The sequence below is a fragment of the Micromonospora chokoriensis genome (genome assembly GCF_900091505.1).
GTDB lineage: Bacteria > Actinomycetota > Actinomycetes > Mycobacteriales > Micromonosporaceae > Micromonospora > Micromonospora chokoriensis.
In genome coordinates this window covers 721,538-739,423 of the sequence record NZ_LT607409.1, presented here as the reverse complement: position 1 = coordinate 739,423, position 17,886 = coordinate 721,538, and the positions used below count along the sequence as shown (strand labels likewise).

The 17,886-nt window shown below is 72.1% G+C and carries 14 protein-coding genes; 8 read left to right on the top strand and 6 right to left on the bottom strand.

The annotated features are described in order from the left end of the window. Positions 1-65: 65 nt before the first annotated feature. The 3 genes from GA0070612_RS03415 to GA0070612_RS03405 all read right to left on the bottom strand — a co-directional run bounded on the left by GA0070612_RS03415 (position 66) and on the right by GA0070612_RS03405 (position 6,616). On the bottom strand, positions 66-947 hold the full coding sequence (locus GA0070612_RS03415) for an SMP-30/gluconolactonase/LRE family protein (protein WP_088986591.1): 882 nt from the start codon (positions 945-947) through the stop codon (positions 66-68). Positions 948-999: 52 nt separating this feature from the next. After that, on the bottom strand, positions 1,000-3,504 hold the full coding sequence (locus GA0070612_RS03410; RefSeq protein WP_088986590.1) for an ATP-binding protein: 2,505 nt from the start codon (positions 3,502-3,504) through the stop codon (positions 1,000-1,002). Positions 3,505-3,601: 97 nt separating this feature from the next. Then, a complete protein-coding gene (locus GA0070612_RS03405; RefSeq protein ID WP_167393600.1) occupies positions 3,602-6,616 on the bottom strand; it encodes a S8 family serine peptidase in 3,015 nt (1,004 codons plus the stop codon). Positions 6,617-6,849: 233 nt separating this feature from the next. Here GA0070612_RS03405 and GA0070612_RS31305 point away from each other — a divergent pair, with 233 nt between their 5' ends. Further along, complete coding sequence (locus GA0070612_RS31305; protein ID WP_157742414.1) at positions 6,850-7,029, top strand: hypothetical protein; 180 nt, start codon at positions 6,850-6,852, stop codon at positions 7,027-7,029. A 29-nt stretch (positions 7,030-7,058) separates the two neighbouring features. On the opposite strand, the gene GA0070612_RS03400 is transcribed toward GA0070612_RS31305, so the two are convergent. Beyond that, entirely contained in the window at positions 7,059-8,309 is a 1,251-nt protein-coding gene (locus GA0070612_RS03400) for an HNH endonuclease signature motif containing protein (protein ID WP_088986588.1), read from the bottom strand. Positions 8,310-8,397: 88 nt separating this feature from the next. After that, positions 8,398-8,877 carry a winged helix-turn-helix transcriptional regulator gene (locus tag GA0070612_RS03395; protein ID WP_088986587.1) on the bottom strand — a complete coding sequence of 160 codons (480 nt, stop codon included), beginning with the start codon at positions 8,875-8,877 and terminating at the stop codon, positions 8,398-8,400. A 98-nt stretch (positions 8,878-8,975) separates the two neighbouring features. Here GA0070612_RS03395 and GA0070612_RS03390 point away from each other — a divergent pair, with 98 nt between their 5' ends. The 4 genes from GA0070612_RS03390 (at position 8,976) to GA0070612_RS03375 (ending at position 13,523) form a co-directional block, all read left to right on the top strand. Continuing rightward, the gene (locus GA0070612_RS03390) at positions 8,976-10,526 is read left to right on the top strand and encodes an MFS transporter (protein ID WP_088986586.1); all 1,551 of its coding nucleotides are present in this window, start codon (positions 8,976-8,978) and stop codon (positions 10,524-10,526) included. Positions 10,527-10,715: 189 nt separating this feature from the next. Continuing rightward, positions 10,716-11,258: a TetR/AcrR family transcriptional regulator gene (locus tag GA0070612_RS03385; RefSeq protein WP_088986585.1), complete on the top strand. Its 543-nt coding sequence runs from the start codon at positions 10,716-10,718 to the stop codon at positions 11,256-11,258. Positions 11,259-11,349: 91 nt separating this feature from the next. Next, positions 11,350-12,381, top strand: a complete 1,032-nt coding sequence (locus GA0070612_RS03380; RefSeq protein WP_088986584.1) for a medium chain dehydrogenase/reductase family protein — start codon at positions 11,350-11,352, stop codon at positions 12,379-12,381. A gap of 74 nt (positions 12,382-12,455) precedes the next feature. After that, on the top strand, positions 12,456-13,523 hold the full coding sequence (locus GA0070612_RS03375) for a DUF2855 family protein (RefSeq protein WP_088986583.1): 1,068 nt from the start codon (positions 12,456-12,458) through the stop codon (positions 13,521-13,523). Positions 13,524-13,529: 6 nt separating this feature from the next. Here the strand turns inward: GA0070612_RS03375 and GA0070612_RS03370 are convergent, their stop codons facing one another. Continuing rightward, positions 13,530-14,336: an RNA polymerase sigma factor SigF gene (locus GA0070612_RS03370; RefSeq protein WP_088986582.1), complete on the bottom strand. Its 807-nt coding sequence runs from the start codon at positions 14,334-14,336 to the stop codon at positions 13,530-13,532. A gap of 360 nt (positions 14,337-14,696) precedes the next feature. Between GA0070612_RS03370 and GA0070612_RS03365 the strand changes: the two genes are divergently transcribed. From GA0070612_RS03365 to GA0070612_RS03355, 3 genes are read left to right on the top strand one after another with little or no spacing between them, the layout of a single operon-like run. Continuing rightward, positions 14,697-16,568: a sigma-70 family RNA polymerase sigma factor gene (locus GA0070612_RS03365; protein ID WP_088986581.1), complete on the top strand. Its 1,872-nt coding sequence runs from the start codon at positions 14,697-14,699 to the stop codon at positions 16,566-16,568. Then, positions 16,565-17,254, top strand: a complete 690-nt coding sequence (locus GA0070612_RS03360) for a DUF305 domain-containing protein (protein ID WP_231924456.1) — start codon at positions 16,565-16,567, stop codon at positions 17,252-17,254. Before GA0070612_RS03365 ends, GA0070612_RS03360 begins: the two co-directional genes overlap by 4 nt. Then, positions 17,255-17,872 (top strand): hypothetical protein, encoded by a 618-nt coding sequence (locus GA0070612_RS03355; RefSeq protein WP_088986579.1) that lies wholly within the window; start codon positions 17,255-17,257, stop codon positions 17,870-17,872. Positions 17,873-17,886: the final 14 nt, after the last annotated feature.

Genomic DNA, 17,886 nt, shown 5'->3' with positions numbered 1-17,886 from the left:
CGGCCGGCGAAGCCGGGAGGGGGCGGCGGGGCCGGGAGGACGGGCCGGGCCGGTCCGGGTCTCGGTCAGGCCACCGGCGCGGCGGCCCTGGCGGCCGGCAGACCGGGGACGGGGACGTCCACAGCGAGCAGCGCTCCGTCCTCCGGGCCGGGGGTGCTCAACCCCACGCGGGCGGTGCCGATGAAGAGCCGACGCAGGTCGGGACCGCCCAGGCAGATTCCGGCCGGCTGTTTCGCCGGCAGCCGGATCTCCTGCTCCAGGGTCCCGTCCGGCCGGTAATGGCGTACCGCCGCGCCGCCCCACAGCGCGATCCAGAGGTGACCGGCGGCATCGACGGTCATGCCGTCCGGGCCGCCGTCGGCGGAGGGCAGCCGAAGAAACGGCTCCCGCCCGCTCAGCTCCCCGGTCGCCGGGTCGACGCTGAACCGGTCGATCTCGCCGCGCGGCGTGTCGGCGAGGTACATGGTGGTGCCGGTGGCGTCGAACGCCGGCCCGTTCGGGATGGTCAGTCCGGTCACCGCCGTCACCGGTGCCGCGCCGGGGGTGAGCCGGAACAGCGTGCCCCCGCCGGGCGTCATCGCGTACGCCATGCTGCCGGCCCAGAAGTGGCCGTGCGGGTCGGCGACCGCGTCGTTCATGCGGGTGGGCTCGGGTGCGTCGGCGACCAGGTCGGCGACCGGCCGGGGGTCGCCGGCGGCGGTGAGCACCGTGACGCCGGTTCCGGCGGCGGCCAGCCAGTCACCGGGCCGGCCGGCCACCGGGGCGACCGCGCCGAGCGGAACGTCGAGACGGCGTACCTCCCGCAGTGGGGCGGGGGCGTCGCTGTCGGTTTCCAGCAGGCGTCCGGCCAGCAGATCGACGAGGACCAGGCGGTGGTCGACCCAGCGCAGCCCTTCGCCCAGCTCCAACCGGTCGGTGCTCCAGACGGTCGGCTCGGTCAGCTCCATCTCGCTCCTCCAAACGATCCGCGGGGCGGCGGCGGGCGCGCCCGTCACCCGGTCAGCGGACCGTACCGCCCGGCTCGTGGTCCGGCAGCGTCAGCTCCGCCCGATGTCCTGAGTGGACGTGGTGGGCCGACGTGGCGGGGACGAGTTTCCGGCATCGGTGGAGCGCGGCCAGGGCGAGTGGCGCGTCCCGGCCCACGATCCCGGCCTCCAACTCGGCGACGGCGTCTGCCGCCCGCGCCGGTTCACCCGCTGAGGCTGCCGCCTCGGCCAGCACCACCACCGCCTCGGCGGCCCACGCCAGGATGCCCTTTCCGCGTACCAGCGACAGTGCGTCGGCCGCGTGGCGGACGGCATCGTCCGGCCGGTCGGCCAGCGTCAGCCGGGCCACCGCGGTGAGTGTCTGCACCAGTGGCCAGATCGCGCCCACCCGACGGGCGTCCGCCACCACCTCCCGCAGCGCCCGCTCGGCGATCTCCACGTCGTCGCAGCTCACGGCCGTGAGCGCCAGCACGGTGGCCAGTTCGGCCCGCGCGTCCAGCAGGGTGACCGGCATCCGCTCGGCGGTGGTGACCAGCCGGGTGAGCCGCTCGGCCAGCCCGTCGAACCTCCCGGCGGCCCGGCTCAGTGACAACTCGGTCGCCTCCACCAGAGCGGTCAGCCGCTCGTACCCGGTCTCGTCGACCAACGCCCGACCGGCAGCCAGCAGGGTCTCGGCCTGCTCCGGATGCCCGGCGTGCAACGCGCCCTGCGCCCAGTTCAGGCAGGCTCGGGCGTGCTCCCTGGGTCGGTCGGCCAACTCGGCGGACGCGCGCAGTTCGGTGATGATCGACCAGGCTGCCGGGTCGCCCAACTCCAGCAGCAGCGACGCTCGGGCGATCCGGGCCGCGAGGTGTGCCGCCGGGTCGCCGCTGGCCGTCGCGGCGCTCTCCGCCTCCGTACACCGGGCCAGGTGGTCGTCGACGTGCCGGCCGACGACGGTGTCCGGGGCCGCCAGCACCGCGAGCGCCGGGGCCTTGCGGCGCGGCGCGCGTAGGTACGGCACGGCCCGCTCGATCTCGGTGTACCCCCGCAGCGCCTCGCCCTGTTGACGCAGCATCCGCCCGAGCACCAGGCCCAGCTCGCCCCGGGCGCCGGGCGGCAGCCGTCGGTCGGCGAGCAGCCGCTCCAGCACCGGGATCGCCTCCGCCTGGCTGAGCCCGTCGATGGCCGACCGACCCAGCTTCGCGGCGAGCCGAACCCGCACCGGTCGGGGAAGCTCGGCGACGTCCATCGTCTGGAGCAGGAAGCTGGCGGCGGTCGCGTCGTCGCCGCGCTCGGTGGCCAGGTCGGCGGCAGCCTCGGCGTTGCGGACGAAGTCGGCCCCGCTGCCGGCCAACCGGTAGTGGTGCGCCAGCTGCGCGACAGGCCTCGGTAACTCCTGTTCCAGCACCCGTGCGACCCGCAGGTGCAGCCACTCCCGATTCGGCCGGGGAACCAGGTCGTACACCACCTGTCGGGCCAGGTCGTGACGGAACCGCAGACCGTCGCCGCCGTCGTGCAGCAGTCCCGCCCGGTGGGCGGCGGTCAACGCCGCGCCGACAGTCACCCGGTCCAGACTGAGTGCCGAGGCGAGAATGCGCTGGTCCGGTGCCATCCCCAGCACGGCGGCGGCCCCGAGCACCTCCCGGGTGCCCTCGTCGAGCGGACGCAACCGCCAGAGCAGCACGTCGCGCAGGACGAACGGGACGCTGTCGTCCGCCAACGGGTCACCGCCGCGCTCGGCGAGCGTACGCAGCACCTCCTCCACCACGAACGGGATGCCCGCGGTCCGGTCGAGCAGAGTGGCGGTCAGCTGCTGCGGAGGGTCGTCGAGCCGCAGGGTCCGGGCGGCCAGTCGGCGTACGTCGTCGGCGTCCAGTGGACCGAGCGACACCCGGGTGACGCTCCACGGTGGGGTCCGGGCCAACGCGTCGTGGATGGGCGTACTGCCTCCGGGTACTGCTGTGCGGACGGTCAGCACCACGGCCAGTCCGTCCACCGGACGGGTGGCCAGGTAGCCGAGGAACTCGCAGGTCGCCGGGTCGGCCCAGTGCAGGTCTTCGAGGAGCAGCGTGGCGGGGCTCAGCGCGGCGAGTACCGCGGCGACGGCCCGGATCAGCCGGTGTCGTTCGGCCGCCGGATCGGTCAGCGGGGGCGGTGCGGCCGGTAGCACGTCGGCCAGTTCGGGGAGCAGCGGCGCGAGGGCGCCGGCGACCGGGCTCATCGCACCGAGTCGGTCGGCGCTGCCGCGGATCGCGTCCAGGAGTACGCCGAGCGGGAAGGGTTCCGGTACGTCGTCGCACTCGCCGACCACGTGGTGCCCGGGAAGTCCGGTGAGCAGTTCGGCGACCAGCCTGCTCTTGCCGATCCCGGGTTCACCTTCCAGCAGGATCAGGCACGGTGGGGCGTCGACGAGCCGGCGCAGCTGGGCCAGTTCGGCCGCTCGGCCGACGAACTCGACGGGTCCACGCAGACGTTCGGGGCGGACGGGAGTTGGGCCCCCGCCGCCCCGCGTCTTGTCGTCGTCGCCGTCGATCACCGTGCGCCGAGCAGATCAAACCCGCGGACGCCGCCGATGATCCGGCGGACCGGCGGTGACCTGGGTCACACGCCGATCCGCCGGGTGGGGGGAGCGGTCAGGACTGGATGGTGACGGGCACGGTCTTCAGCGAGCCGTCACCGTTGCGGAACTCCACCACGCCGACGTAGCGCAGCCCCGGGACGAGGCCGGACCAGCGCGCTGTCAGGTTCGCCGTCGCACCCGGTTGCACGGAACGCTGCTTCGGGTCGACGGTGAACCGGCCGGTGGACGTGCCGGGCGCCCCCGGCAGGTAAGTGGTGATGGTGTACGCGTTGGCGTCGTCCTTGATGTTCTCGGTGAACTCCTGCTCGACCACCACGATGTAGTCACCGGCACCGTCCGGCAGGCTGACCTTGGCGCCGATCCGGGTGCTGACCGTCGCGGTGACGAACTTCCCGGACGTGTCGTAGACGTTGAGGCTGAACTCGGTGCACTCCATCACGCCCTCCTCGTCCTCCCAGTCGATGTGGGAGCAGGTGGGTCGCGCCGACGTCACGTGGATCTCCGGGCTGCGGGTGCCGGCCGGTACGTGCAGGGTGGTCCTGCTGATCGACGCGGGCAGCGGCACCGGCAGGTTGTTCGACGTGCTCCAGTCCCAGCTCGGTCCGTCACCCTTCAGGGTCACCGCGGTGCTGGTGCCTGAGGTCAGGCCGGAGACCTGGGTGATCAGCTGACCCTTGTAGCCGACCTCGGCGGGGATCCGGACGCTACCGAAGGTGCCCGTGCCGGTGATGGAGTCGGGGGCCACCAGTCCGGCGTTGTGCACGACCAGCGGGCTGCGTACCTCGTGCTTGAACTGGTCGCGCCAGGTCAGCGAGCCGTCGGCCCAGGTGTCGAACGCGCCGCCGGTGTTGGTGACCTCGACCGTGAAGCGGGCACTGTGGCCGGGACGGATCTGCATCTTCGCCGGCGTGACCTTGACCTTGTAGCCCGGCGGGGCCTGCACCGACGAGGTGTAGGTGCTGGTCTTGTCGCTGACGTTGGTGACCGTGCGGGTCACGCTCTGCTTGCCCACCATCCGACCCAGCGAGATCGACGGGTAGTTGAGCTGCGCCGTGTCGATCGCGCCGATCGTGTCGCAGCCGTCCAGGTCGCCGAGCCCGTAGTCGCTGCCCCGGTCGGCGGACACCCCACAGAGGTACTTGATCCAGTCCTGCTGGTTGGAGTCGTAGACCAGGCCCGGGTCGAAGGCGCTGCCCGGCTCCACCTGGCCGGCACCGTAGTTCAGCGGGGTCGCGTCGTACGTGCCGATCTTGATCGGGTTGCCCTTGTCGGTCTTGTCGACGGCGCTGGTCATCAGCGCCGAGCGGACCGCGGCCGGCGACCATCCGGGGTGCTTGGCCAGCAGCAGCGCGGCGATACCGGCGATGTGCGGTGCCGCCATCGAGGTGCCCGACTCCAGGGCGAAGTCGTTACCGCCGATGGACGGGGAGAACGCCGCGACGATGTCCTGACCGGGCGCGCTGATGTCCGGCTTGAGGAGTTCGCCGGCGTTCAGGTTCGACGGGCCCGCCGAGGAGAACGCCGCGACGGCGGGGGCCTCGACGGTCTCCAGGCTGCTCGGCGAGATGGTGGCCGTGGCGTTGCCCTTGGCGACGTACGCGGTGACGGTGGCCAGATCGACCTCGTTGATGTGCACTGTCGGCACCGTCTGCACGTCGGCGTTGAGGGAGTTCAGTTCCTCGTTGTAGAGCACCATGCCGACCCCGCCGGCCCGGGCCACCTCGATGCTCTTGTCGGTACGGGGGATCTCCCCGCGTACGCAGAGCACGATCGCGCCCTTCACCTTGGCCGGGTCCAACGTGTCGTCGGCGCAGAGGCCGGCACCGTACGCGCCGTCGGGGTCGAGCGCGCTGTCCTTCGCGAAGACCAGCCGGGCCGGACCGACACCGGTCTCGCCCATGCCCACGCCGGCGATGGTCGTGCCGTTGCCGAGGGTGAGCTTGCGGGTGTTCTGCCGGTCGGTGGTGCTCGCGGCCACAGTGGTCAGCCAGGGCGTCGAGTTGTCGACGGTGTTGGCGAATGGTCCGGAGTTGCCTGCGGCGGCGGCGACGAACACCCCGGCGGCGGCGGCGTTGAAGAACGTCGCGTCGACGGCGCCGAACTGCTCGGTGTCGTCACCGATCGAGTAGTTGATCACGTCGACACCGTCGGCGACCGCGTCGTCGATGGCGTGCACGATGTCGATGTCGGTTCCGGTCGCGCCACCAGCGCCGTTGTCGTACAGCGCCTTGTAGATCGCGAGCCGGGCAGCCGGCGCCATACCCGAGATCATCCCGAGGTCCTGGGTGCCCGACGTCGCCCGTACGCCGTGGATGCCGGCCGCGGTGCTGGCGGTGTGGGTGCCGTGACCGTTGCGGTCACGGGGCGAGGAGTAGTCGTCCGGGAACCCGTCGGCGATGCCGCTGTCGTTGTACCAGCGGGCACCGATCACCTTGTTGTTGCAGGTGACCGGCGCCTCGATGCCGACGTCGCAGGTGCCCTTCCACTTGGCGTCGATGATCGCCTGGTCGGGGCGAGGGCTGGGCAGCGGCGCGAAACTCGCGCTCTCCGGCCAGTAACCGCTGTCGATGACCCCGATGATGACGCCCTCGCCCGCGCGGGAGTCCCCGCCGAACTCCTTCTTCCACACCCCGCCCTTGCCGGTCAGGCCGAGGTAGTCAGGGGTGTGCGAGGTTGCCGCGTGCACCTTCCGGCTCTCGTACACCGCCCGCACCCCGCGCGTGGCGCGCAGCCGGGCGGCCTGCGGCCCGGTCAGGTCGGCGGCGAAGCCGTTGAAAGCGGTCTCCATGGTGACGCGGGTGCGCTCGGCCGGCACGCCGACGCGGTCCAGCACGGACGTGCGCTGCTGGCGCAGGTGATCGCGGTACGCCGTGGCGCTGCCCGATGTGCGGTTCAGCTTCGCGCCGTCGGTGGGCTTGGTCGCCGCGATACCCGGAACACCACCGGTGTACGTGGCCAGCGGCTCCTCGTCGAGCTGGACGAGGTAACGGGCGGTCGGTCCGCTGCTCGTCGGTGCGGCGGCGGCGCTGCCGGGCAGACTGGTCAGGCCGGCTGCGGTCAGCGCCACGGCAGCCAGCATGCTGACCCCGCGCCTGGCCCGTCCGGTCCGATGTGCGTTCGTTTGTGGCACGTCGTTTGCCTCCACGTTCGGTGCCGGCCGCCACGACTGATGACGGTGGCCGAAACCTAGGAGCGGTGACGATCATCGAGAAGCACCCGTAACCTGGCCGTAACGTCGGAAACAAGCTCGTAACACAACGGGTACTTTGCGCGTCATTTGGGAGCTGATTCGGGGTGTGGATGCGTCGGTTGTCAGTGCCGTCGATCGAGGCGGCCTTCGTCGTCTTCGATGCCCGCCGCTCGGTACGCCGACGTGCCAGCACTGGTCCGCGCCTGGCGCTCGGCGGCATCCCGACGGCAGGCAGGGTCATGCGGCGGCGCCTGGCGCTCGGCGGCATCCTGACGGCAGGCAGGTATTGAAGCCGCTGCGCTACTGGGTCGCGATCGGCCTACGTCCGCCGGTGGTAGTGGTTGCGGCGCGGGAGCTGGTCCGGGTCGAGCCAGGCCGGCGGAATGAACTCGGGCCGTCCGTCGTCGCCGAGGTGGACCGTCCACTGGCTGTGGTGGAGGTGTCGGTGGTGGTGGCCGCAGAGTAGGACGGCGTTGGTGAGGCTGGTCGGGCCGCCGTTGGCCCAGTGGTGGATGTGGTGGGCGGCGCACCAGCGGGGTGGTCGGTCGCAGCCGGGGAAGGCGCATCCGCCGTCGCGTAGCACCAGCGCCCGCCGCAGTGGGCCGGTGACGAGGCGGCGTTGTCGGCCGACGTCGAGGACCTGGCTGGTGCTGCCGAGGACGGCGGGCAGGATGGTGGCGTCGCAGGCGAGGCGGCGCACGGTGTCGGGGGTGAGCCGCAGGCCGATGTCGAGCGCGCCGGAGCCCAGCTGCCGGGTCAACGCGTCGTAGGTGGTGGTGACGACGATCTGGGCGGGGTCGCCGCCGTGCTCGGGTAGGTCGCCGGTGCGCAGGGCGAGTCGGCAGACGTCGGCGAGCGCGTCGTGGCGGCGTTGCCCGGGGGATCGCCCGTCGTCGGGGCCGGTGGGTGCGCTGAGTGGGTCGATGGCGGCGCGTAGCAGGGCGGCGGTTTCGGCGTCGAGGGTGCCGGTGAGTCGCAGTCGCCCTCCGGTCTGTTCGGAGATGGTGAGGTGTCGGTCGCGGGTGGCGTGGGCGTCCTCGGCGGCGAGGGCCGCGGCTGTGGCGGCGTCGGCGAGGTCGGGGGCGACGTGGTCGAGGATCCGGGTGCCCATGCGACGTAGCAGGGTGGGGTCGAACTGCCCGGCCCATTCCACGAGCACGCCGACGGCTTTGTCGGCCACCTCGACGCCCGCCGACGTCGTCACCGTGGCGGCCGTGTCGGCGATGACGCGGGCCTGGTCCAGGGTGACGGCGCCGTGGGCCAGCGCTTGCCGGATGCCAGGGTTGCCGGTGTCCAGGGTGCTGGTGAGGTCGACCAGGCGGCGGGCGGCGGGAACGGTCATCCGCAGGCGTTCGCGCAACCACACGGCGGTGCTGGACGCGCCGTGTGTGCGGGCGGTGCCGCGGCCGTCGATCTCGCGGACCAGGGTCAGGGTGACGGCGGCGAGGCGTTGCTGAAGGCGGTGCGCGGCGTCGAGCGCGGCGACCAGGTCGTGCTCCGGCAGGGACCAGACGGCGGCGTCGACGCAGGCGGCGACCGCGTCGTCCGCCTGCGCCAACTCCTCAACCATGGGCCAGAGACTAGAACAGGTGTACGACTAAATTCAGTCGCCATGATCGATGCGGAGTGGCAGCGGTCGAGGCGGCTGGGCCGAGGCGTCAGACGCGTCGGATGGCTCCCGGCCCGGTGTTGATGTCGATGTCGCCGCTCTCCACGTCGTGGCCGGCTGCGCAGCGGAGCACTGCGCGTACCGGCTCTCCGCAGTTGCGGTGGGTGGAGGTGACGGACGGGCCGGCCTCGTCGGCGGCCCAGGTGTCGCCCCAGTTGCGCAGTGCGGTGATCACGGGCAGGAGTTCGCGGCCCTTGCGGGTGAGTTGGTACTCGTGGCGGGTGCGCTGCCCCGGCTCCCGGTAGGGGATCCGTTCGAGCAGGTTGGCGGCGACCATCTCCTTGAGGCGGGCGGCCATGGCGGGCTCGCCGACGCCCACCCGGCGGACGAAGTCGTCGAAGCGGCGCGTGCCGAGCAGCGCCTCGCGCATGATCAGGACGGTCGACCTGCTGCCCACGATGTCCATCGCCCGGGCCACCGAGCAGTTCGCAGTCGACCAGGAGTCGCGATCGTCTCGTAGGTCTTCCATGTGGTCCAGCCTACCTGACTTGCGTCAGGGCTAGCCAGGTGCTTCACTGGGACGCTGCTGACTTATGCGTACGCAAGTCAGACCGACGAGCATCGAGGATGCCAGTGACCACCAACACCACGGCCCCGGCCGCAGCCGCGCCGGCCATCGCGCGGCCGTCGCTCCGCGGCTCTCGCCCGATGACCCTGATCGCCACGTGTCTGGGCGCGATGATCACGTTCCTGCAGATCACCGCGACGGTTTCCGCCCTGACGACCATCCAGCGTGACCTTCGGATCGATCCCACCACCGTGATCTGGATCCCCAGCGCCTACACCCTGGTCGTGGCGAGCATGGTGCTGTCCGCCGCCACGCTGGGCAGTCGCTACGGACGGCGGCGCATGTTCGGCGCCGGCGTCATCGCCATGATCGTTGGCGGTGCCGTGGTAGCCGGTGCACCCACTGCGGCCTGGGTGATCGTCGGGCAGTTGGTCGCCGGCCTCGGAGGGGCCCTGATCCTGCCCAACAGCCTCGCGATCCTCGGCGCGACCTTCACCGACCCGCATCAGCGCACCGAGGTCATCACCGCGTGGTCCGCGGCCTCCGGCATCGGGCTCGCGGTCGGCCCGCTCATCGCCGGTGCGCTGCTACAGCACTACCAGTGGCACAGCGTCTACCTGTCGACGATCGTGCTGGGCGTGGTCACCCTCGTCGTCGCCGCCGTCGGAGTGGCCGAGTCCCGGCCGAGTGCGGCCCGACTCGACGTACCCGGGCTGCTGCTCGGCACCGTCGCCATCGCCGCCGCCGTCTACGCGATGATCCAGGGTGGCAAGGACGGCTACACCAGCCCGGTGCTGGTGGTCGCCTGGGTGGTGGCGGCCGCGGCGCTCGTCGGGTTCGTGTTGGTCGAGCTGCGCGCCGGCGTGCCGATGCTCGACGTACGGCTGTTCCGGAACAGGTCGTTCAGCGCCGTCATGGTCGTCGCCGCGGTGTCGTTGTTCGGCTTCACCGGCGTGGCCATCCTGCTGGTCCTGTTCCACGAGCGCGCGCAGACGCTCAGCCCGCTGGACACCGGTTGGCGGATGCTGGCGCTGTTCGGTGTCTACGTGGTTGCGGCCTTCGGCGCCGGGCGGCTGATCCGTCGTACCGGATTCAAGGCGCCCCTCACCGCCGGTCTCGTCCTCGGTGCTTTGGCCAGCTTCGGGCTGGCCGCCCAGGGCCCGACCACCCCGTTCGGCCAGCGTTGGCCACTGCTCGCGCTGTTCGGCGCAGCCAGTGCAATGGTGGTGGCCCCGGCCACGGCGGCGGCGTTGGCCAGCGTCGCGCCCGCCCAGGCGGGCATGGCCTCCGGCGCGGTCAACGCCGCCCGCCAGGTGGGCTCGGTGATCGGCTCGTCCCTACTGGGAACGCTGCTCACCACCACGATGCTGGCCGACCTCCCGGACCGGCTCGCCGCCCACCAGGTGGGGGAGCCGACCCGTACGGCCGTGCAGGCGGCGGTGGTCACCGGTGCCACCGGCGACCAGTCACTGCCCGACCCGGTCCGGTCGGCGCTGGCCGAGGCGCTGACCTCTGGCGTCCAGGCGGGTCTGCGGATCAACGGCATCGTCTTCCTGGTGACCGCAGTGCTCGCGCTCACCGTGATCCGTAACCGGCCCCACGAACACTAGAACCGGGCAGGCGGCGACTGCGTCCAGAGCGACCGCTGTCGCCGGTGGCGGGCGGCGCCGCGAGGGCGTGGTGTGCCGACTCCGCCATCCGGAGGCGCGGCTGGGTCGCGGACGGCCTCCGGCCCGTCTCTACCCGCTGGAGTGAGCGCGGCTTGACGAGACATTGTTTGTGAGTGCACACTTACAAACATGCGATCGACCGCCGAGGCCCGCCGGGTCACCGTCCTGAACGCCGCCGTGTCGGCGTTCGCGCGCACCGGCTTCCACGCCACGCCGGTCACCGCCGTGGCCGCCGCCGCGGGCATCTCCGAGGCGTACGTCTTCCGGCTCTTCTCCGGCAAGCTCGGGTTGTTCGTGGCGGCTGCCGATGCGTGCTTCGAACGGATCGCCACGGCGATCGAGGCGGGGGCGGAGCGCGCCGCGGGTGGCGGCCCGGAGGAGGTGCTCGACGCGATGGGCGGTGCCTACGCCGAGCTGATCGCCGACCGGGATCTGCTGCTCTTCCAGGTCCAGGCGCAGGCCGTCACGGACATTCCCGAGATCGCCGAGGCGGTCCGCGCCGGCTACCGCCGGGTCGCGACCTTCGTGCAGGACCGGGCCGGTGCCAGCGACGCGCAGGTGCAGCAGTTCTTCGCGTACGGGCAGCTCTGCCACCTGATCGTGACCGCAGGGCTGGAGCAGGTGCCTGAGCCGTGGGCTCGCGCTCTGACCGCCGGTATCCGGCACCCCTGATCCGCCTCTCGACCCGGGCCGCGCGCTGGCGGCCCACTTTTCGACCTTCAGAACTGTGTGAGTGCACACTTACAAACAAGAGGAGAAGGCGATGACCACCGACACGACGATCACCGAAGTGGTGCTGCCCGGTGTGGTCGAGCCCGACGGGCTCCAGCTGCACCGACGCGCCATGCCCGTACCTGGACGCGGGCAGGCCCTCGTCCAGGTCGAGGCCACCGGCATCTCGTTCGCCGAGCAGCAGATGCGCCGGGCCCTCTACCCCGGCCAGCCGAAGTTCCCGTTCGTGCCCGGTTACGACCTCGTCGGCACGGTCCGGGCCGTCGGCCCCGGCGGTGACGACTCGCTGATCGGCACCCGGGTGGCGGCGGTCACCAAGACCGGTGCCTGGGCCACCCACGCGCTCGTCGACGTCGACGTCCTGACCCCCGTAGCGGTGGGCCTCGATCCCGCCGAGGCCGAGACCGTGGTGGTCAACGGGGTGACCGCCTGGCAGATGCTGCGCGGCGCAGACCTGCGGGCCGGGCAGACCATCCTCGTGCACGGCGCGAACGGTGGCGTCGGAACCGTGCTCGTCCAACTCGGCCGCCACCTCGGCCTGCGGGTCATCGGCACCGCCGCCGCACGGCACCACGCCGGCCTGCGCGACCTCGGCGTCGAACCGCTCGACTACCGCGATCCGGACCTGGCCGCACGGGTCCGTGAGCTGTCGCCGGGCGGCGTCGACGCGGTCTTCGACCCGGTCGCCGGACCCGGTGTCCGCACGTCGTACGGCCTGCTCGCTCCCGGCGGCAAGCTGGTCGTCTACGGCAACGCCGCCGCGGTGGGCACCGGGCAGTCGGTGCTGTGGGTCTTCGTGAAGCTGCTGGCCCGCCTCTTCACCTGGAACGCGTTGCCGAACGGCCATCGGGTCGGCTTCTACAACTTCTGGGCCGGCAGCCTCACTCGGCGCGCCACGTTCCGGCGTCGTCTGCGCGGCGACCTCGGCCACGTGCTCGACCTGCTACGGCAGGGAGTGATCGTGCCGCAGGTCGCCGCCCGTTACCCGCTCGGCGAGGTCGCCACCGCCCTGGCCTTCGCCGAGACCCGCAGTCGGGCAGGCAAGGTGGTGCTCGAACCCTGAGGGCGGACGTGCCAGTGGGATTTTGCACTCGCAGTGCACTTGTCTCCCCTCGTGGTCGTGTCTAGCGTCACCTCATGGCCGACTCATGGACCTTCGCGGTGATGCGTGACGACCTCGGGCAGACGACGCTCGTCGACGGTGCCGCGCCGGTCGCGGCCGACGGCGAAGCCGTGTTGCGGGTGGATCGCGTCGGAGTCACCGCCAACAACGTGACCTACGCGGTGCTCGGCGACGCGATGCGCTACTGGGAGTTCTTCCCGCCGGCGTCCCGTGGGCTCGCGCCCCAGTGGGGTCTGCCGCCGCTCTGGGGCTTCGCCGAGGTGGTCGCCTCGGCGGTCGCCGGCGTCGAGGTGGGGCAGCGGGTCTACGGATACCTGCCGCCCGCCGGCCATCTGCTGGTACGTCCCGACCGCGTGGACGCCTCCGGCTTCCGCGACGCGAGCCCGCACCGGGCCGAGTTGCCGTCGCCGTACAACGCGTACCGGTCGACGAGCGGTGACCCGGCGTACCAGCCCGACCAGGAGGACCTGCTGATCCTGTTCCGGCCGCTGTTCTTCACCTCGTTCATGCTGGCCGACCAGGTCGTCGACAACGACTTCTACGGCGCCGAGTCGCTGCTCGTGTCGTCGGCGTCGAGCAAGACCGCGTACGCCGCCGCGTTCGAGCTGCGCGGTCGCGGGCCGCGCCTGGTCGGGCTCACGTCGCCCGGCAACCTGGCCTTCACCCGATCGCTGGGCTGCTACGACGAGGTCGTCCCGTACGACGACATCGAGGGTGTCGACGCCGTTCCGACCGTCTACCTCGACCTGTCCGGCGCGCCCTCGACCCGCGCCACCCTGCGCCGGCACCTCGGCGACCGGCTCGTCCGGGACATCGCGGTGGGGCTCACCAACCAGACACCCAACGCCGACGCCGCCGAGGAGGTGTTCTTCGCGCCGGTCCAGATGCGTAAGCGCAGCCAGGACTGGGGCCGCGACGGTCTGGACAGACGGTTCACCGAGGCCTGGCAACGTTTCACCGCTGTCGTGGGCGGGTGGCTCGACGTCCAGGTGGGGGTGGGCCCGGAGGCCCTCCGCGAGGCGTGGCTCGACGTGCTCGCGGGCCGTACGCCGCCGCGGGTGGGCCGCGTCGTCCAGCTCTGAGCGGTCTCAGGAAACGCTGTCGTCGGAGAGGTGGCGACGCAGCGTGGCCAGCGATCGGGTGATCAGTCGGGAGACGTGCATCTGCGAGACACCGACCTGGTCGGCGATCTGGGCCTGGGTCAGGTTGCCGTGGAAGCGCAGGCTCAGGATCTCGCGTTCCCGCTCCGGCAGCGTGGCGAGGGCCGGGCCGAGGGCGACCCGGATCTCGACGAGGTCGAACTCGTGGTCGTCGCCGCCGAGGGTGTCCGAGAGTTCCCGGTCGCCGTCCACCCCGATCGGGGTGGACAGTGACGTGGCCCGGTAGGCGCGGGCGCCCTCCAACCCCTCCAGCACGGTCTCCTCGGATAGGTCGAGGTAGGACGCGATGTCGGCCACCGTCGGCGAGCGGCCCAGGGTCTGGGTCAGGGTGCTGTTCGCCGCGCTGATCGACAGACGTAGCTCCTGGAGGCGGCGGGGAACGCGCACCGCCCAGGTGCGGTCCCGGAAGTACCGCTTGATCTCGCCGATGATCGTGGGGATGGCGTACCCGGTGAAGTCGATGCCCCGGCTGGGGTCGAAGTTGTCGACGGCCTTGATGAGCCCGACCGACGCGGTCTGGGTCAGGTCCTCGTCGGCGGCGCCTCGCCCGGCGTAGCGGCGGGCCAGGTGCCGGGCGAGCGGCAACCATGCCTCGATGACGTGGTCCCGCAGGGCTGGGCGGCGAGGGTCGTCGGCCGGGGTCGCCGCCATGGTGGCCAACAGGTCGTCCGGGCTCTGGTCACCGCCTCGCTGACGGAGGAGGGTGCTGGTCGCTGTGCCGGCGATGCTGGACATGTGATGGTCCTTCCCGCAGATGCCCGTCGATCGGGACGACCGGAAGAGATCTCCGAACCGGCTGCCGCCGGTGCGCACGTGCGGGCGAGGGTGCGCTGTCGCAAGGCCACGAGCACGGGCCTCACCACCGCGTCATGTCGTTCACTTGATGACGTGCACGCTACCCGAAAGATTGAGCTATTACTAGCCGAAAGTATGAGGTGGCTCGGCTGGCTGTCGCTCGAAGCGCTGCTCACGGCCCTGGGTGGCCCTCGGCCCGCCGACGACCCGACAATTCTGTAATCCGACCGGACGCTGCCAGTCTCCGATCCTGAGGGCGGCCGACGCGCCGCGCGGACGAGCAAACGAGGAGTGACGCACATGTCGCCAGCCGGTCGAGCACTACCCGATGCCGGGTTGGTCGTCGCGGCCCGACAGGGCGACCAGCGCGCCCTCGATGACGTCGTCGCGGCCTCGCTACCGCTGGTCTACAACATCGTCGGGCGTGCGCTGCGCGGTCACGCCGACGTCGACGACGTGGTCCAGGAGACGTTGGTACGGGTCATCAGGCACCTGCCCGCGCTCAACGACCCGGCGGCGTACCGATCGTGGCTGGTGGCGATCGCCATCCGCCAGGTGCGCGACTGGGAACAGCGCCGACGCGTCGCGCTCAACCGCGACGCCGGGCTGGACGCGATCCACAACGTGCCCGACCCCGCCTCCGACTTCGCTGGCATGACCATCCTCCGGCTCGGCCTCACCGACCAGCGGCGGGAGGTCGCCGAGGCGACCCGTTGGCTGGACCCGGACGACCAGGAGTTGCTGTCGCTGTGGTGGCTGGAGGAGACCGGCGAGATCGCCCGGAACGAGGTCGCCGACGCGCTCGGACTGTCACCGGGGCACGTCGCGGTGCGCGTCCACCGGATGAAGGAGCAGATCCAGAGCGCCCGTGGCGTCGTACGCGCGCTGCGTGCCCGACCGGGCTGCCCGGACCTGCGGGCCGTGACCGCCGAGTGGGACGGCACGCCCAGCCCGCTCTGGCGCAAACGACTGGCCCGGCACGTCCGCGACTGCGCGGTGTGCGGTCAACTCGGCGCCACGCTGCTGCCGATCGACCGGCTGCTCGCCGGCCTGCCGATGTTGCCGCTGCCGGCGGGCCTCAGCGCCCACGTGCCGGGCGCGGCCGCGCCGACCGCCGCCGCGCAGGTCGTCGGGCCTCCGGGCTCGACGGCCGCACCCGGTGCCGGGCCGACCGCGCCCTCCGACGCGGGCGGCGGTCCCAGCGTCGTCGACCTCGCGATGAACCGCCCCCGTGGTCTCATCCCATCGCTGACCGCAGGTGTGGCCGCGGCCGTCCTGGCCATCACCACGGCGGTTGTGATCCTGCCGGACGATCCGTCCGCACCGTCCTGGGCCGCTCCGCCGTCCGCGGCGCCGACCGTCGCCGCCCCGCCGAGCGTCGCCCCGTCGCCGAGCGCACGGCCCTCGTCGAAGGCCCCGGTCGCCCCGGCGGTCAGCTCCGCCCGCAAGGGCGTCGGAGTGTGGAACTTCGCCGGGGCCAGCCAGGCGCTCGCGGCCTCGAAGGCCGGCTGGTACTACACCTGGGGCACCCAGCACCCGGGGATCAGCACCCCGAGGGGTGTCACGTTCGTGCCCATGATCCGCAGTGCGGAGAACGTCACGGCCCCGGAACTGGCCAAGGCGAAGGCGGCGGGGCCGGATCTGCTCACCTTCAACGAGCCGGACATGCCCGAGCAGGCGAACATGACCGTCGAGCAGGCGCTCGACCTGTGGCCACAGTTGATGGCGACGGGCAGCAGACTGGGCAGCCCGGCGGTCGCCGTCGGCGCGCCCGACCCGCAGGGTTGGCTCGACCGGTTCATGACCGGCGCCCAGGCCCGAGGCCACCGGGTGGACTTCATCACCGTGCACTGGTTCGGTGCCGACTTCGCGACCGCCGCCGCGGTCGACCAACTGCGGCAGTACCTCCAGGCTGTCCACCAGCGGTACCGCAAACCGATCTGGTTGACGGAGTTCGCCCTGATCCGCTTCGACGGCGGCGGTGCGCAGTTCCCCAGCCAGGAACAGCAGGCGGCCTTCCTCACGGCGGCCACCGCCATGCTCGGTCAGCTCTCCTACGTCCAGCGCTACGCGTGGTTCGGCCTGCCGGCGACGGACAAGGACCGGTCCGGGTTGTTCAGCAGCGGAACCCGGACGACAGCGGTCGGCCGCGCCTTCCAGGCCGCCCGTTGAGCGGGCCCGCGCCGGTGGAGCCGCCGGTCACCGTCGGACGCTCCGGGGTCGACGGCCGTGTCCGGCGGATCGTCGGCGTCGTCGCGACCCTGGTCGCGACGACGCTGGCCGTCGGTCTCAGCCAGGGTTGGGGCCGTGCCGACCGGGCGGCGGACCGGTCGGCCGCCGTTCCGTCGACGGCGGCCGCCCCGCCCGCTGCCGTGCCGACCGTGCCCGTGGTGCTCAACGGCACCGACGACGCCTTCATCCAACTGCTGATCCCGATGAACGAGGGCGCGCTCGCGCTGATCGACCACCTCGACACCCGGCCGACGGGGGCCGACCCGTCACTGCGGGGCCTCCTCGGCGACCTCCGGCAGGCGCACCGGGCCGAGTTGCGGGACCTGCGCGCAATCCTCGCCGCAGGCAACGTTCCGGAGCTGAACATCCACGAGGGGCATCAGATGCCCGGCATGGTCACCGCTGCCAGTCTGGACGAGTTGCGGGCCACGCCCGACGCCGAGGTGCCGTCCCGGGCGGCTGCCCTGTTGCGGGCGCACCTCGCGCAGACGGTCGTGTTGTGCCGGGGCGAGCAGACCGCCGGAGGTAGCCCGGAGTTGAAGGCGCTCGCCGGCCGGATGCAGCAGGCACGGGCCGCCGAGCTGAGCGCTCTGGACGGCCGGCCCGGCGCTCCGCGGGTCGACTGAGTGTCCGAGCTGCGCACCGCCGTCCGTACCCCGACCCGGGTGTCACCGGCGGCCCACCGTGCCGAGGCGTCGCCGACCGTGCGGTGGCGCGGCGGTCACCGTCGCGCCGCCGGGCGGACCGCGATCGTCGCCTCGATCCTGGCGATGAGCGCCGGGTGGTTGTTCGCGATCCTGGTCGCGCCACACGTCACCCTCTCCCCGGGTGGGCGGATGGTCGCCCTCTTCTGCCACCTGACCTGCCTCGTGGTGGGCTTCGGCGCGGTGCTGACGGTGGACTGGATCAGCCTCCGCTGGCTGTTCCGCCGGGAGTCGCTCGGGAACGTGCTGACCGCCGCACGCGGCGTGCACCTGCTCATCTGGCTGGGCCTGGTGGGTCTCCTGGTCAGCGGCGCGGCCCTGGGCCCGGACACGTCGTCCGGGCTGGTCTGGGTCAAGCTGTTCGCGGTGCTGGCGGTGGGTGTCAACGGGTTGTTCCTCGGCCGTGTCCGGGACCGACTCACCGCCGTGGACGGCCCGCCGCCCTGGTCGGCTCTGCTGGCCGGCGTCGGCGCGGCCACCGTCTCCCAGGTGGGCTGGTGGACCGCGACCCTGATCGGCTTCTGGAGCGCCAACAGCTGACGCCCGCCGTCCAG